Origin of the sequence: Stenotrophomonas ginsengisoli, assembly GCF_001431485.1 — a bacterium.
Classification (GTDB): Bacteria; Pseudomonadota; Gammaproteobacteria; order Xanthomonadales; family Xanthomonadaceae; genus Stenotrophomonas; species Stenotrophomonas ginsengisoli.
This window is the reverse complement of sequence record NZ_LDJM01000025.1, coordinates 23,194-36,646: the sequence shown is the minus strand read 5'-3', so window position 1 is coordinate 36,646 and position 13,453 is coordinate 23,194. Positions and strand designations below refer to the sequence as shown.

The 13,453-nt window shown below is 64.9% G+C and carries 12 protein-coding genes and 1 other RNA gene; 10 read left to right on the top strand and 3 right to left on the bottom strand.

Going from position 1 to position 13,453, the window contains the following annotated elements:
- Window positions 1-7 precede the first annotated feature (7 nt).
- Window positions 8-376 (top strand): CopG family antitoxin, encoded by a 369-nt coding sequence (locus ABB30_RS10165; RefSeq protein WP_057638198.1) that lies wholly within the window; start codon window positions 8-10, stop codon window positions 374-376.
- Between the two features lie 168 nt (window positions 377-544).
- Here ABB30_RS10165 and ABB30_RS10160 read toward each other — a convergent pair whose 3' ends face one another.
- A complete protein-coding gene (locus ABB30_RS10160; RefSeq protein WP_057638197.1) occupies window positions 545-1,216 on the bottom strand; it encodes a hypothetical protein in 672 nt (223 codons plus the stop codon).
- A 352-nt stretch (window positions 1,217-1,568) separates the two neighbouring features.
- Window positions 1,569-2,936 (bottom strand): helix-turn-helix domain-containing protein, encoded by a 1,368-nt coding sequence (locus ABB30_RS10155; protein ID WP_057638196.1) that lies wholly within the window; start codon window positions 2,934-2,936, stop codon window positions 1,569-1,571.
- A 112-nt stretch (window positions 2,937-3,048) separates the two neighbouring features.
- Between ABB30_RS10155 and ABB30_RS10150 the strand changes: the two genes are divergently transcribed.
- The 9 genes from ABB30_RS10150 (at window position 3,049) to ssrA (ending at window position 12,793) form a co-directional block, all read left to right on the top strand.
- On the top strand, window positions 3,049-4,554 hold the full coding sequence (locus ABB30_RS10150; protein ID WP_057638195.1) for a CoA-acylating methylmalonate-semialdehyde dehydrogenase: 1,506 nt from the start codon (window positions 3,049-3,051) through the stop codon (window positions 4,552-4,554).
- A 4-nt stretch (window positions 4,555-4,558) separates the two neighbouring features.
- Window positions 4,559-5,743, top strand: a complete 1,185-nt coding sequence (locus ABB30_RS10145; RefSeq protein ID WP_083489810.1) for an acyl-CoA dehydrogenase family protein — start codon at window positions 4,559-4,561, stop codon at window positions 5,741-5,743.
- A complete protein-coding gene (locus ABB30_RS10140) occupies window positions 5,740-6,537 on the top strand; it encodes an enoyl-CoA hydratase (RefSeq protein WP_057638194.1) in 798 nt (265 codons plus the stop codon). Before ABB30_RS10145 ends, ABB30_RS10140 begins: the two co-directional genes overlap by 4 nt.
- On the top strand, window positions 6,534-7,694 hold the full coding sequence (locus ABB30_RS10135) for an enoyl-CoA hydratase/isomerase family protein (protein ID WP_057638256.1): 1,161 nt from the start codon (window positions 6,534-6,536) through the stop codon (window positions 7,692-7,694). Before ABB30_RS10140 ends, ABB30_RS10135 begins: the two co-directional genes overlap by 4 nt.
- A gap of 1 nt (window position 7,695) precedes the next feature.
- A complete protein-coding gene (gene mmsB, locus ABB30_RS10130; protein ID WP_057638193.1) occupies window positions 7,696-8,589 on the top strand; it encodes a 3-hydroxyisobutyrate dehydrogenase in 894 nt (297 codons plus the stop codon).
- Between the two features lie 2 nt (window positions 8,590-8,591).
- A complete protein-coding gene (locus ABB30_RS10125; RefSeq protein ID WP_057638255.1) occupies window positions 8,592-9,338 on the top strand; it encodes an electron transfer flavoprotein subunit beta/FixA family protein in 747 nt (248 codons plus the stop codon).
- Entirely contained in the window at window positions 9,338-10,273 is a 936-nt protein-coding gene (locus ABB30_RS10120) for an electron transfer flavoprotein subunit alpha/FixB family protein (RefSeq protein WP_057638192.1), read from the top strand. The genes ABB30_RS10125 and ABB30_RS10120 overlap by 1 nt, the downstream gene beginning before the upstream one ends.
- A gap of 78 nt (window positions 10,274-10,351) precedes the next feature.
- On the top strand, window positions 10,352-12,304 hold the full coding sequence (gene prpE, locus ABB30_RS10115; RefSeq protein ID WP_057638191.1) for a propionate--CoA ligase: 1,953 nt from the start codon (window positions 10,352-10,354) through the stop codon (window positions 12,302-12,304).
- Between the two features lie 135 nt (window positions 12,305-12,439).
- Window positions 12,440-12,793, top strand: a transfer-messenger RNA (tmRNA) gene (ssrA, locus tag ABB30_RS15790).
- Between the two features lie 138 nt (window positions 12,794-12,931).
- Here the strand turns inward: ssrA and smpB are convergent.
- Window positions 12,932-13,435, bottom strand: a complete 504-nt coding sequence (smpB, locus tag ABB30_RS10110) for an SsrA-binding protein SmpB (protein WP_057638190.1) — start codon at window positions 13,433-13,435, stop codon at window positions 12,932-12,934.
- Window positions 13,436-13,453: the final 18 nt, after the last annotated feature.

Below are 13,453 nucleotides of genomic sequence, written 5' to 3'. Positions count from 1 at the left end.
AAGAACAATGAATACGCGCACCCACGACGAAGCAATTAACGAAAAGTGGGAGAACGGCGAGTACGGGCGCAGTGATGAGCACGTGGTAGTAGCTTCTGACGCCATCCATGAAGCATTCAATCAGGGGATGGCGATGAAGCTGGTTTCCATTCGTTTGCCTGCAACTTTGATCGAAACCTTGAAGATGATTGCCGAACACCATGGGATTGCGTACCAGCCGATGGTGCGAGATCTTTTGACGCGCTTTGCGCGCTCAGAGCTTCAGCAGATTGTGGCCGACCTGGATGCAAAGATGCGCGATGCACAGTCCAGTGATGAGTCCAGCCCGCCTGTGCAGGCCTTCATTGAACGCGAGCGTATGTCGGCTTGCGGTTAATCGATGAGTGAATTGCGCCAGCGAATCTCACAAAAACCCCGCAAATACGGGGCTTTTGTTTACCAACGGCAGTAGCTACACGAAAAGACCGAGGCCATCTCGAAAGGGCTTGCTGGCGTCACCGTGATCCTGTGGTCGGCGCGGCATTTGACCGCCGCGCCTTCCAACTCATGGGGTGATGACGGTGCAGCCGGCCGCAGCCGTCTCGGTCACTACCTGGCTGCCATCACTGGCCAGGCAGCGGTACAGGGCCTTTGGTGCATTCGGGGCTGTCGGAGTACCCCACGCGCGCCACCCAGAAGCACCTTGGGCCGCCGGCTGCGGGGCTGCCGCTGCTTGTGGCGCTTGCTGCTGCGGCGCCTGGTACTGGGTTTGGGCAGTAGTAGGTGGCGTGGCTGCCGCCTGGGGCTGCGTGACGATCTGCGCCTGTCCGGCATCAATCACATAGATGGCCAAGCCGGCGCCCTTTTTTTGGAATACGCCGCTGCTCACGCCGAAGCCGTATGCCGTGTTGCCGTAGCCCCACGCCTGGCCAGACCCGACCGAGCCGATTTGCTGATCACCCAGCCCGCCGATAAGAATGCCGTTGGCGCCCAGTTCAGCTGCTTCGGCCTTGAGCCGCTCCATGACTTTGTTGGTTTTTCCCTGGTCGGTGACAGCCCAGGAGTTGCGGCTGCCGGCGTCCAGGAGCGCCACTTTCTCGTAACTCGGGGGCGGGTCCAGGTAGATCCTGACCTGTGATGGATCGATGGGAGCGCGTTGTGTGCCAACCAGTACGCTCGATGAGGCACAGCTGGTGAGGGCCAGTACCGCCAGAAGTGAGACCGTCTTGATGTTCATCCATTTCCCCCTGTGAAACCGCGTCCTGCGGAGACATCCCCCGCAGCTAGTTGAAACCATGTCTCTGGTGCGCAGATAGATATTGCCGCCGGATAGATGGCGGCGCCACCCTGTTGCAGCGCTTTGATCTGCTGCCCCACGCCAGTGTTGATCAAACAGAGCCATCGCCGTCGGATGACGATGCGCTTGTGTCGAGCACTATGGCATCAGCCGGCTGGATCACTGGGATCATCGAATCAGCACCGGGATTGATCAATAGGAGTTCACTCCCGGCAGCAGGGGGGATGCAGGTTCGTGTCGTGCCAACGTTGTTGCGTACTGCGCCCGGCTGCTGCACTGGTGGTGACGGCGCTTAGTTTGGGCCGGGCAGGGAGGCAAAAGCACGTTGCATGCAGTCTTCACGCGGGCAGACGCGGCAGCCGGGGCCGATGGGCACGGCATTGCCGGGGTTCTGGGTATCCAGGCCGCGGGCGTAGACCAGGCGGTCGGCGTGCTGCAGCTCACAGCCCAGGGCCACGGCGAAGGTCTTGCGTGGCTGGCCGTGGCCGACCGGGCCGCTGGAGACCTGGCGGGCCAGCCAGAAATAGCGCCGGCCATCGGGCATGCGCGCGACCTGGGTGAGGATGCGTCCGGGCTGGTTGAAGGCCTCGTAGATGATCCACAGCGGGCAGGAGCCGCCGACCTGGGAGAAGTGGAAGTCAGTGGCCGAATGGCGCTTGGAGATGTTGCCGGCACGGTCAACGCGGATGAAGAACAGCGGCAGGCCGCTGGCGCCGCGGCGGGCCAGGGTGCTCAGGCGGTGGCATACCGCTTCAAAGCCGACGCCGAACTGCTGGGCCAGGCGTTCGATGTCGTACTGGCTGTGCTCGGCGGCCTGCAGGAAGTGCCGGTAGGGCATCACCAGGGCGCCGGCAAAGTAATTGGACAGGCCGATGCGGGCCTGGGCCAGCTGCGCCGGGTCGCTGAAGCCGGTGCGCGCAATCACGGCATCGATCTGGGCGCTGTAGCCCTGCAGGGCCAGTTCGGCGGCCATCTGGAAGGCCTGCTGGCCCGGTTCCAGATAATCGGGAATCCACAGCACGCGCCTGCCTCCATCGAGCTGGCGCTTTTCGCGGCCGATGTGCTGCGGCATCAGTTCGGTCAGCACCCCGTGGCGGTCGGCCAGCAACTGGCGCAGGCGCGGGGCCATGTTGCCGGGCACCAGGTTCCATTCGGCGCACAGTTGCTCGGCCAGGTCATCCAGCTCGGGAATGTGGTTGTGCATGCGGTTGAAGAAGTCCCGCACCTGGTCGCTGGCCGGCAGGTGCTGGCCGGCTTCCGGCGCACCGAGGCGGAACTCCAGTGCAGCGGCATGCTCGCGCAGGGCCAGATGCTGGCGGTGCAGATCGAGCAGGACCTGGCCCACCTGGGGCAGGTTGCCGGCCAGAGCGCGCAGCTCCTGGGCGCTGATCTCGGCCAGGCCGAGGTCGCGGAAGGTCTGGGCCAGGGACTCCTGCAGCGCGGCCGGCTGGTCGCTGTCAAACAGCTCGGCAATGTTGCCCAGCACCTGGGCCAGGCGCTGCTGGATGTCGGCGGTAAGCGGGCGCTTGTTCTTTTCGATCTGATTGAGGTAGCTGGGCGATATTGCCAGCGCCTGGGCCAGGCGGGCCTGGCTGTAGCCGGCCCGCTTGCGCAGCTGGGCCAGGCGCAGGCCGAGCGGGGTGTGGCGACTGTTATTCACAAAATTGGCAAATTTCGTGGCGGTGGTTGGCGATATTAAGCGGATTAGACGGCTTTGCGCTCGCCTTGCTTGTGAATAATGCAAATCACCTTTCACATGTACCGGGATTTCCATGAGCACCAGCACGCCCCGCATTGCCCTGTTGATCGATGGTGAGTTTGTCCAGTCCGCCTGCAGCCAGTGGCAGGACGTGGTCAACCCGGCCACCCAGCAGGTGCTGGCCCAGGTGCCGATGGCCACCATGGGCGAGGTGGATGCGGCGGTGGCTTCGGCCAAGGAGGCGTTCAAGACCTGGCGCAAGACCCCGATCGGCACCCGTGCACGCATCTTCCTGAAGTACCAGCAGCTGATCCGCGAGCACATGCCCGAGCTGGCCGCACTGCTCAGCGCCGAGCAGGGCAAGACCCTGCCCGATGCCGAGGGCGATGTGTTCCGTGGCCTGGAAGTGGTGGAACACGCCGCCTCGATCGGCAACCTGCAGCTGGGCGAGCTGGCCAACAACGTGGCCAACGGCGTGGACACCTACACCCTGATGCAGCCGCTGGGCGTGTGCGCCGGCATCACCCCGTTCAATTTCCCGGCGATGATCCCGCTGTGGATGTTCCCGATGGCCATTGCCACCGGCAACACGTTCCTGCTCAAGCCCTCCGAACAGGACCCGATGGTGACCATGCGCCTGGTCGAGCTGGCACTGGAGGCCGGCATTCCCAAGGGCGTGCTCAACGTGGTCCATGGCGGCAAGGACGTGGTCAATGCGATCTGTGACCACCCGGACATCCAGGCCATTTCCTTTGTCGGCTCCACCGCCGTGGGCACCCATGTCTACAACCGTGCATCGCTGGCCGGCAAGCGCGTGCAGTGCATGATGGGCGCCAAGAACCATGCCGTGGTGCTGCCCGATGCGAACAAGGAGCAGACCCTCAATGCCCTGGCTGGCGCAGCCTTCGGTGCGGCGGGCCAGCGTTGCATGGCCGCCTCCACCCTGGTGCTGGTGGGCGAGGCGCGCGGTTGGGTGGATGAGCTGGTGGAAAAGGCCAAGACCCTCAAGGTCGGCCCGGGCAATGCGCCGGGCGTGGACGTGGGCCCGGTGATTTCCTGCGCCGCGCGCAGCCGCATCGAAGGGCTGATTGCCTCGGGCGTGGAGCAGGGCGCACGGCTGGTGCTGGACGGTCGCAACCCGCAGGTGCCGGGCTTTGAGAGCGGCAACTTCATCGGCCCGACCATCTTTGCCGGTGTGGCCACTGACATGCGCATCTACCAGGAAGAAATCTTCGGGCCGGTGCTGGTGATCCTGGAAGCCGAAACCCTGGACGAGGCGATTGCCATGATCAACGCCAACCCCAACGGCAATGGCACGGCGGTGTTCACCCAGTCCGGTGCGGCGGCGCGCAAGTTCCAGGAAGAGATCGATGTGGGCCAGGTGGGCATCAACGTGCCGATCCCGGTGCCGGTGCCGCTGTTCTCCTTCACCGGTTCGCGCGCCTCCAAGCTTGGCGACCTGGGCCCGTACGGCAAGCAGGTGGTGCTGTTCTACACCCAGACCAAGACCGTCACCGCCCGTTGGTTCGACGATTCCACGCTCAGCCACGGCGTCAACACCACCATCAGCCTGAAGTGACGCCATGGACCGAGTGATCAACGCGGCCGATGCCGCCAACTTTGACCTGAGCGAGGACCAGGTGGCCTTCCGTTCGGCTGCCGCCACGTTTGCGGCGGCCGAGCTGGCGCCGCAGGCCGCGCACTGGGATGCCGAAGGCATCTTCCCGCGCGAGGCGATCGGCAAGGCCGGCGAACTGGGTTTCTGTGGCATCTATACCCCCGAAGCGCTGGGCGGTATCGGCCTGTCGCGCTGGGATGCGGCGCTGATCTTCGAAGAGCTGGCAGCGGCCGATCCGTCCACCGCGGCCTACATCAGCATCCACAACATGGCCACCTGGATGATTGCCGGCTGGGGCCAGCCGGCCCTGCGCCAGGCCTGGGTGCCGGACATGGCGGCAGGCCTGAAGCTGGGCTCGTACTGCCTGACCGAGCCGGGTGCCGGCTCGGATGCCGCCTCGCTGAAGACCCGTGCCGTGCGCGATGGCGATGAGTACGTCATCGACGGGGCCAAGGCCTTCATCTCCGGCGCCGGTGCCACCGACATGCTGGTGGTGATGGCCCGCACCGGCGGCGAGGGGGCCCGCGGCATCAGCGCCATTGCGGTGCCGGCCAACCTGCCGGGCATTGAATACGGCAAGAAGGAAGAAAAGATGGGCTGGAACAGCCAGCCCACCCGCACCATCAGCTTTTCCGGGGTACGGGTACCGGTGGCCAACCTGCTGGGCAATGAGGGCGAGGGTTTCAAAATCGCGATGAAAGGCCTGGACGGCGGCCGCCTGAACATCGCGGCCTGTTCGCTGGGTGCGGCCCAGGGCGCGCTGGATGCGGCGCGCCGCTATCTGCGTGAGCGCAGCCAGTTCGGCCAGGCGCTGGCCCAGTTCCAGGCGCTGCAGTTCAAGCTGGCCGACATGGCCACCGAGCTGGTCGCCGCGCGGCAGATGGTGCATGGCGCCGCCCGCCGCCTGGATGCCGGCAGCAGCGATGCCACGGTGTGGTGCGCGATGGCCAAGCGCTTTGCCACCGATGCCGGCTTTGCCGTGTGCAATGACGCCCTGCAGCTGCATGGCGGCTATGGCTACATCCGCGAATACCCGGTCGAACGCCTGCTGCGCGACAGCCGCGTGCACCAGATCCTGGAAGGCACCAACGAAATCATGCGGGTCATCGTTGCCCGCCATCTGCTCAATACCGAGGAACCGCTGCGATGAGTGATTACAAGAACCAGGCCTGGACCGGCCTGCAGCTGGAGGTGCGTGAGCACACCGCACTGGTCACCCTGCACAACCCGCCGGCCCACACCTGGACGGTGGACAGCCTCAATGCACTGCGCGACCTGGTCGGCCAGCTCAATGCCGACCGCGATATCTATGCGCTGGTGATCACTGGCGACGGCGAGAAGTTCTTCAGCGCCGGTGCCGACCTGAAGCAGTTTGCTTCCGGCGACAAGGCTGCTGCACGTGCCGCTGCGCGTGCGTTCGGCCAGGCCTTCGAGGCATTGTCCGATTTCCGTGGCGTGTCCATCGCCGCGATCAACGGCTATGCGATGGGCGGCGGGCTGGAATGTGCGCTGGCCTGTGACCTGCGCATCATCGAGGCACACGCCCAGGTGGCCCTGCCCGAAGCCACGGTGGGCCTGCTGCCGTGCGCCGGTGGCACCCAGAACCTGACCCGCCTGGTCGGCGAAGGCTGGGCCAAGCGCATGATCCTGCTCGGTGAGCGCATCGATGCCGGCACCGCGGTGTCCATCGGCCTGGCCGAGGCGCAGGTGGACAAGGGCGCGGCCTTGGCGCTGGCCCTGGAATGGGCGGCCAAGGCGGCGCGGCAGAGCCCGACCAGCGTGGCTGCCTGCAAGACCCTGGTGCAGTCCACCCGCAGCGGCAGCCACGTATCGGCCCTGGTGGCCGAGCGCGAGGCCTTTGTCGACCTGTTTGACAGTGCCGACCAGGTTGAAGGGGTGGCTGCCTTCCTGGAAAAGCGTGCGCCGGCATGGAAGAACGCATGAGCCAGGACGATCAATCACCGGTGCTGTTCGAGGAGCGCAGCTGCGCCAATGGCATGCGGGTGGGCTTTGCCACCTTGAACGCCCCGCGCACGCTCAACGGTTTTTCCCTGGCGATGGCACATCTGCTCAGCGAGCGGCTGGCCGCGTGGCAGGCCGATGCCGGCATTGCCGCGGTGGTGCTGCAAGGGGCAGGGGAGAAGGCGTTCTGCGCCGGCGGCGACCTGCACGGGTTGTACCAGAGCATCCTGGTCCATCATGCCAGTGGCAGCACGGCCATTGTCGACAATGCCTTTGCCGCCGAATTTTTCGAAGTGGAATATCGCCTGGACCACGCCATCCACCATTACCCCAAGCCGCTGTTGTGCTGGGGCCATGGCATTGTCATGGGCGGTGGCCTGGGCCTGATGGGCGGGGCCAGCCACCGGGTGGTCAGCGAGCGCAGCAAGCTGGCCTTCCCGGAGATCAGTGTCGGCCTGTTCCCGGATGTGGGCGGCAGCTGGCTGCTGGGCCGGGTCCCGGGTAATGCCGGCCTGTTTCTTGGCCTCACCGGTGCCCTGCTCGGCCCGGCCGATGCCATCCATGCCGGCCTGGCCGATGTGCACATTCTGGAAGCGCAGCGAGCCGCCGTACTGGAAGCCTTGCTGCAGCACGCCTGGTCCGGCGATGGCCAGGCCGACAAGGCCGGGCTGGATGTCCTGTTGCAGGGTTTTGCCCGTGAGGCACCGGCCGGGCCGTTGCAGCAGCACGCCGGGCTGATCGACCAGCTCTGCCATGACGACGGGCTGGAGGCCATCGTGGCCCGCTTGCTGGCCGTGGACAGCGAGGATGTCTGGCTGCAGGCCGCAGTAAAGACGCTGCGTCATGGCGCACCGGGCTCGGCGCGGTTGGCCTATGCACTGCGCCAGCAGGCCCAGGGAGCCAGCCTGGCCGATGTGTTCCGCATGGAGTATCTGGCGGCGCTGCATGGCTGTGCCCACGGCGACTTTGCCGAGGGCATCCGGGCGCTGCTGATCGACAAGGACCGCAACCCGCGCTGGCAGCATGCCAGCCTTGCCCAGGCTGACCAGGCCTGGGCACAGACCTATTTCACTGCACCGTGGCCGGCAGGCCAGCATCCGCTGGCCGACCTGGGCCACCACGACAACGCAAGGAATTGAGATGAGCCGCATTGCATTTATCGGTTTGGGCAACATGGGTGGGCCGATGGCGATCAACCTGGCCAAGGCCGGGCATCAGGTCCAGGTGTTTGACCTCAGCGCCAGCGCGGTGGACGCGGTGGTCGCGGCCGGCGGCGTGGCCGCTGCCAGCGCGCATGACGCAGTGAATGATGCGCAGGTAGTGATCTCCATGCTGCCGGCCAGCCGCCATGTGGAAGGCCTGTACCTGGGGGAGGGTGGCCTGCTGGCCGCCATTGCCGATGGCGCGCTGGTGATCGACAGCAGCACCATTGCCCCGGCCTCGGCACAGAAGGTGGCCCAGGCCGCGGCCGCACGTGGCCTGCAGATGATCGATGCACCGGTATCCGGTGGCACCGCCGGGGCCCAGGCCGGCACCCTGACCTTTATCGTCGGCGGCCCGGCCGATGCGCTGGAGCGTGCGCGCCCTTACCTGCAGGACATGGGCAAGAACATCTTCCATGTCGGCGGCAACGGTGCCGGCCAGGTGGCCAAGCTGTGCAACAACATGGCCCTGGGCGTGATCATGGCCGCCACTGGTGAGGCCATCTCGCTGGGTGTGGCCCATGGCCTGGATGCCGGTGTGCTGTCGCAGATGATGGCGGTGAGCACCGGCCGCAGCTGGGCCACCGAAGTCTGCAACCCGTGGCCGGGGGTGCTGGAAAACGCACCGTCCAGCCGCGGCTACAGCGGTGGCTTCGGCAATGACCTGATGCTCAAGGACCTGGGCCTGGCGGTGGAGGCGGCGGTGGCCAAGGGCGCGTCGATCCCGTTGGGCGAGCTGGCCCGCAACCTGTATTCGATCAACAGCCAGCAGGGCAACGGCGGTCTGGATTTCTCCAGCGTGGTCAAGCTGTTCAACAAGGAGGGCGCATGAGCCTGAAGATCCTCGTCGCCTACAAGCGTGTGGTGGACTACAACGTCCGTATCCAGGTCAAGCCGGACAACTCCGGCGTGGTCACCGATGGTGTCAAGCTCTCGCCCAACCCGTTCGATGAGATCGCGCTGGAAGAGGCCCTGCGCCTGCGCGATGCCGGCATCGCCAGCGAAGTGGTCGTGGCCACGATTGCCCCCGCCGATGCCCAGGCCCACCTGCGCAACGGCCTGGCCATGGGTGCCAACCGTGCCATCCACGTGGTCACCGATGCGGCGATCCAGCCGCTGACCGCTGCCCGCACCCTGCTCAAGCTGGTGGAATCGGTCCAGCCGGACATCGTCATCCTGGGCAAGCAGGCCATCGATGACGACGCCAACCAGACCGGCCAGATGCTGGCCACGATCTGGGGCCGCCCGCAGTCAACCTTTGCCTCCAAGCTCGCCATTGCCGATGGCAAGGCCACCGTCACCCGCGAAGTGGACGCCGGCCTGGAAGTGCTGGAAGTGGACCTGCCGGCGGTGATCACCACCGACCTGCGCCTGAACGAGCCGCGCTTCATCAAGCTGCCCGACATCATGAAGGCCAAGTCCAAGCCGCTGGAGACCCTGCAGCTGGCCGATCTGGGCGTGGAAGCCGCCGATACCTTCACCACCACCCATTACGCCGCACCGGCCAAGCGCTCCAAGGGCGTGATGGTCAAGGACGCCGCCGGGCTGGTTGCCGCACTGAAGCAGAAGGGGTTGCTGTAATGGCCAAGATTCTTGTCATTGCCGAACACTTGAACGGCCAGCTCAATGCTGCCGTGGCCAAGACCGTCACTGCCGCCGCTGCGGTGGGTGGCGAGATCGACGTTCTGGTACTGGCCGCCGACCCGGCAGCCGTTGCTGCCCAGGCCGCACAGATTGCCGGTGTCAGCCGCGTGCTGAGCATCGCCAATGCCGCCAACGACAACGCCATCGCCCAGGTGCTGGCCCCGCAGATCGCCAAGGCCGCGGCCGGTTACAGCCACGTGTTCGGCGCCTCCACCACCACCGGCAAGGATCTGATGCCGGCTGTGGCGGCCCTGCTGGGCGTCAACCAGGTCTCCGACCTGATGAGCGTGGTCGACGCCCACACCTTCACCCGCCCGATCTATGCCGGCAATGCCATCATCACCGTCAAGGCGCCGGCCGAGCAGACCGTGGTGGCCACCGTGCGTGCGGCCTCCTGGGCCAGCGCTGCTGACGGTGGCAATGCCGCGATCGAAGCGATCAGCGTTGATGCCGTGCTGCCGACCCACACCCGCTTTGTGTCCCTGACCCAGGGCAAGAGCGACCGCCCAGACCTGCAGAGCGCCAAGCGTGTCGTCTCCGGTGGCCGTGGCGTCGGTTCGGCCGAGAACTTCGCGGTGATCTACAAGCTGGCCGACAAGCTCGGTGCAGGCGTGGGCGCCTCGCGCGCCGCCGTGGATGCCGGCTATGTGCCCAGCGACATGCAGGTCGGCCAGACCGGCAAGATCATTGCCCCGGAGCTGTACGTGGCCGTGGGCATCAGTGGCGCCATCCAGCATCTGACCGGTATCAAGGACGCCGGCACCATCGTGGCGATCAACAAGGACGCCGACGCCCCGATCTTCGAGGTGGCCGACATCGGCCTGGTGGGCGATCTGTTTGCGCTGTTGCCGGAACTGGAAGCCCTGGTCTGACAGGCATCGACTAAAGGCGAAAGGAATCGCCTGCGTGCTTGCTGTAAACCGGAAGTCAGGGTTATGGGAGATTGGATAATGCAGTGCAATAACGCAGCATCGTTATCGTCGTCGCAACAAACACCTGTATTCAATGGCAGCTATGAACAGCTGCATCGCTATTCGATTGAACAGCCGGAGGCCTTCTGGGAAGAGCAGAGCCGGCTGATCCACTGGGAAACCCCGCCGCAGCAGATTCTGGATTATTCCAACCCGCCGTTCCGGCGCTGGTTTGTCGGCGGGCGCACCAATCTTTGCTACAACGCCGTTGACCGCCATCTGGCCGACCGTGCTGAGCAGCTGGCGCTGGTGGTGGCGTCCACGGAAACGGACACCACGCGCGAATTCACCTATCGCCAGCTGCATCGCGAAGTAAATGATTTCGCCGCTGTGCTGCGCCGCCTCGGTGTTGGCCATGGCGACCGCGTGGTGGTGTATATGCCCAATATGGCCGAGGCCGTATTTGCGATGCTGGCCTGCGCCCGTATCGGCGCCGTGCACTCGGTGGTGTTTGGTGGCTTTGCCGCGCACAACCTGGCCGTGCGTATCGATGACGCCCAGCCCAAATTGTTGATCACGGCCGATGCCGGCATGCGCGGTGGCAAGGTCATCCCGTACAAGCCGCTGGTGGACAGCGCGCTGGCCGCCGCGCAGACACCGCCGCCACATGTGCTGGTGGTTTCGCGCGGGCTGGATGTCGATATCGCGCTGCAGCCCGGGCGCGATGTGGACTACGCCACGCTGCGTGCCGAGGTAGGGCAGGTGGATGTGCCGGTGCAATGGCTCGAATCCAACGAACCCAGTTATCTGCTCTACACCAGTGGTACCACCGGCAAGCCCAAGGGCGTGCAGCGTGATGTCGGTGGCTATGCGGTGGCCATGGCGCTGTCCATGCTCACCGTATTCGACGTCAAGCCGGGTCAAGTGATGTTTTCCACTTCCGATGTGGGCTGGGCGGTCGGTCATTCCTACAACGTGTATGGCCCGCTGATCGGCGGGGCCACCTCACTGCTGTACGAAGGCCTGCCCACGCGCCCGGATGCCGGTGTGTGGTGGCAGCTGTGCGAGAAGTACGCTGTGCGCACCCTGTTTTCCTCGCCCACGGCGATCCGTGTGCTGAAGAAGCACGACCCGGAATTCATTCGCAAGTACGACCTGTCCGCACTGCAGTACCTGTTCCTGGCCGGTGAGCCGCTCGATGAGCCCACCGCGCTGTGGATCAACGAGCTGCTCGGCAAGCCGGTGATCGACAATTACTGGCAGACCGAAACCGGCTGGCCGGCGCTGACCCTGCTGCCCGGCGTGGACATGAAGCCGACCCGCTTCGGTTCGCCGGGTTTTGCCAACCTCGGTTACAACACCAGGATCATCGACGAGAACACCGGCGAGGAAGTCGGGCCAGGGGAAAAGGGCGTGCTGGTGATGGTGCCGCCGCTGCCGCCGGGTTGCCTGAGTACGGTGTGGCGCAACGACGAGCGTTTCATTGCCAGCTACTTCAGCCACTTCAAGGAGCTGCTGTACAGCTCGCTGGACTGGGCCATCCGCGACGAGGACGGCTACACCTTCATCCTCGGCCGCACCGATGACGTGATCAATGTCGCCGGCCACCGCCTGGGCACCCGCGAGATCGAAGAGTCCGTGTCGTCCAATGCGGCGGTGGTGGAAGCCGCGGTGATCGGGGTGCCCGACGAGTTGAAGGGGCAGGTGCCGGTGGTGTTTGCCACCCTGCGCGACGAACATGCCGGCAACCGCGCCGGGGCGGCCGCTGACCTGCGCCGCACCGTGGAGCAGAGCCTGGGCGCCGTCGCCCGCCCGGCAAGGGTGTACATCGTCGACTCGCTGCCCAAGACCCGCTCGGGCAAACTGCTGCGCCGCTCGCTGCAGGCCCTGGCCCAGGGCAATGACCCGGGCGACCTGTCCACCCTGGACAACCCTGCCGCCCTGGATGAAGTGCGCGGCGCGTTGGATCGTGGTGCTGATGCGGGAGAGTGAGCCGGTTCCCGGTCGTTGCCGTGCAGGGCAATGACCGGGCTGGCAGGGTGCATCTGCCGCTTCGATGCGCTATCATCGGCACATCGAGCAACAAGGTCTGGCAATGGATCGTCGGGCTGCAGTTTCCATCGAACCGGGGGTGCATTGGTTTCGACGGGGGTTGTGAAGTTACTTGGTGCATGCCGAGGGGGTAGCTTTCCTCGTAAATCCAGCTGCAAAACTCTAGTTGCCAACGACGACAACTACGCTCTCGCCGCTTAAGGCGTAAGCCCCGAACCCACTTGTGCCCGTGCTCGTGGATGTAGGGTCATTATCACGGAACCGACTGTGATGGCTGCCTGTCAGTCACGGTTTAACCAAAGCAGGCTGGTCTTTGGATGCGCTTTGCGCACCGTGCTGTTCAAAGACGAGATCCAACGGTGAGCTAAGCATGTAGTACCGGGGATGGAGTGCCTTCGGACGGCGGTTCAATTCCGCCCACCTCCACCAACTACTGAAAACTTGATTTTCAGCGACAAGGCCACCGCAAGGTGGCCTTTTTCGTTTGCGCGGCATCTTCCGGGTAGTGCGCATGCCCTGCGCTGCAGGGAAGTAAAAAGGCCCGGCTTGTGGCCGGGCCTTTATGCTTCAGGCGTTCTTGTTGTGGGCGCGCATGGCGCGTTGCTTTTCGCGGTCCCAGTCGCGGTCCTTGGCCGCGTCGCGCTTGTCGTGGTTCTGCTTGCCCTTGGCCAGTGCCACTTCCAGCTTGATCTTGTTCTTCTTCCAGTACATGGCCGTGGGCACGATGGTGTAGCCATCGCGTTCCACACGGCCGATCAGCTTGTCGATCTCGTTGCGGTGCAGCAGCAGCTTGCGCTGGCGCCGGTCCTCCGGGATGACGTGGGTGGAGGCCTGGATCAACGGGGTGATCTGGGCGCCGATCAGGTAGATCTCGCCATCCTTCACGTAAGCGTAGGCGTCGGTCATGTTGCCGCGCCCGGCGCGGATCGCCTTGACCTCCCAGCCCTGCAGGACCAGGCCCGCCTCGAAACGGTCTTCCAGGTGGTACTCATGCCGAGCCCGCTTGTTCAGCGAGATGGTTTTGTCGGCATTGCCGCCCTTTGCTTTATCCTTGCCGGTCTTCTTGCTCATATGCCCATTGTCTCCGAT

What these genes read in the sequence shown, in the direction of transcription:
- ABB30_RS10165 (WP_057638198.1), top strand. Translation starts at nt 8, where the DNA reads ATGAATACGCGCACCCACGACGAAGCAATTAACGAAAAGTGGGAGAAC.
- ABB30_RS10160 (WP_057638197.1), bottom strand. Translation starts at nt 1,216, where the DNA reads ATGAACATCAAGACGGTCTCACTTCTGGCGGTACTGGCCCTCACCAGC.
- ABB30_RS10150 (WP_057638195.1), top strand. Translation starts at nt 3,049, where the DNA reads ATGAGCACCAGCACGCCCCGCATTGCCCTGTTGATCGATGGTGAGTTT.
- ABB30_RS10145 (WP_083489810.1), top strand. Translation starts at nt 4,559, where the DNA reads ATGGACCGAGTGATCAACGCGGCCGATGCCGCCAACTTTGACCTGAGC.
- ABB30_RS10140 (WP_057638194.1), top strand. Translation starts at nt 5,740, where the DNA reads ATGAGTGATTACAAGAACCAGGCCTGGACCGGCCTGCAGCTGGAGGTG.
- ABB30_RS10135 (WP_057638256.1), top strand. Translation starts at nt 6,534, where the DNA reads ATGAGCCAGGACGATCAATCACCGGTGCTGTTCGAGGAGCGCAGCTGC.
- mmsB (WP_057638193.1), top strand. Translation starts at nt 7,696, where the DNA reads ATGAGCCGCATTGCATTTATCGGTTTGGGCAACATGGGTGGGCCGATG.
- ABB30_RS10120 (WP_057638192.1), top strand. Translation starts at nt 9,338, where the DNA reads ATGGCCAAGATTCTTGTCATTGCCGAACACTTGAACGGCCAGCTCAAT.
- prpE (WP_057638191.1), top strand. Translation starts at nt 10,352, where the DNA reads ATGCAGTGCAATAACGCAGCATCGTTATCGTCGTCGCAACAAACACCT.
- smpB (WP_057638190.1), bottom strand. Translation starts at nt 13,435, where the DNA reads ATGAGCAAGAAGACCGGCAAGGATAAAGCAAAGGGCGGCAATGCCGAC.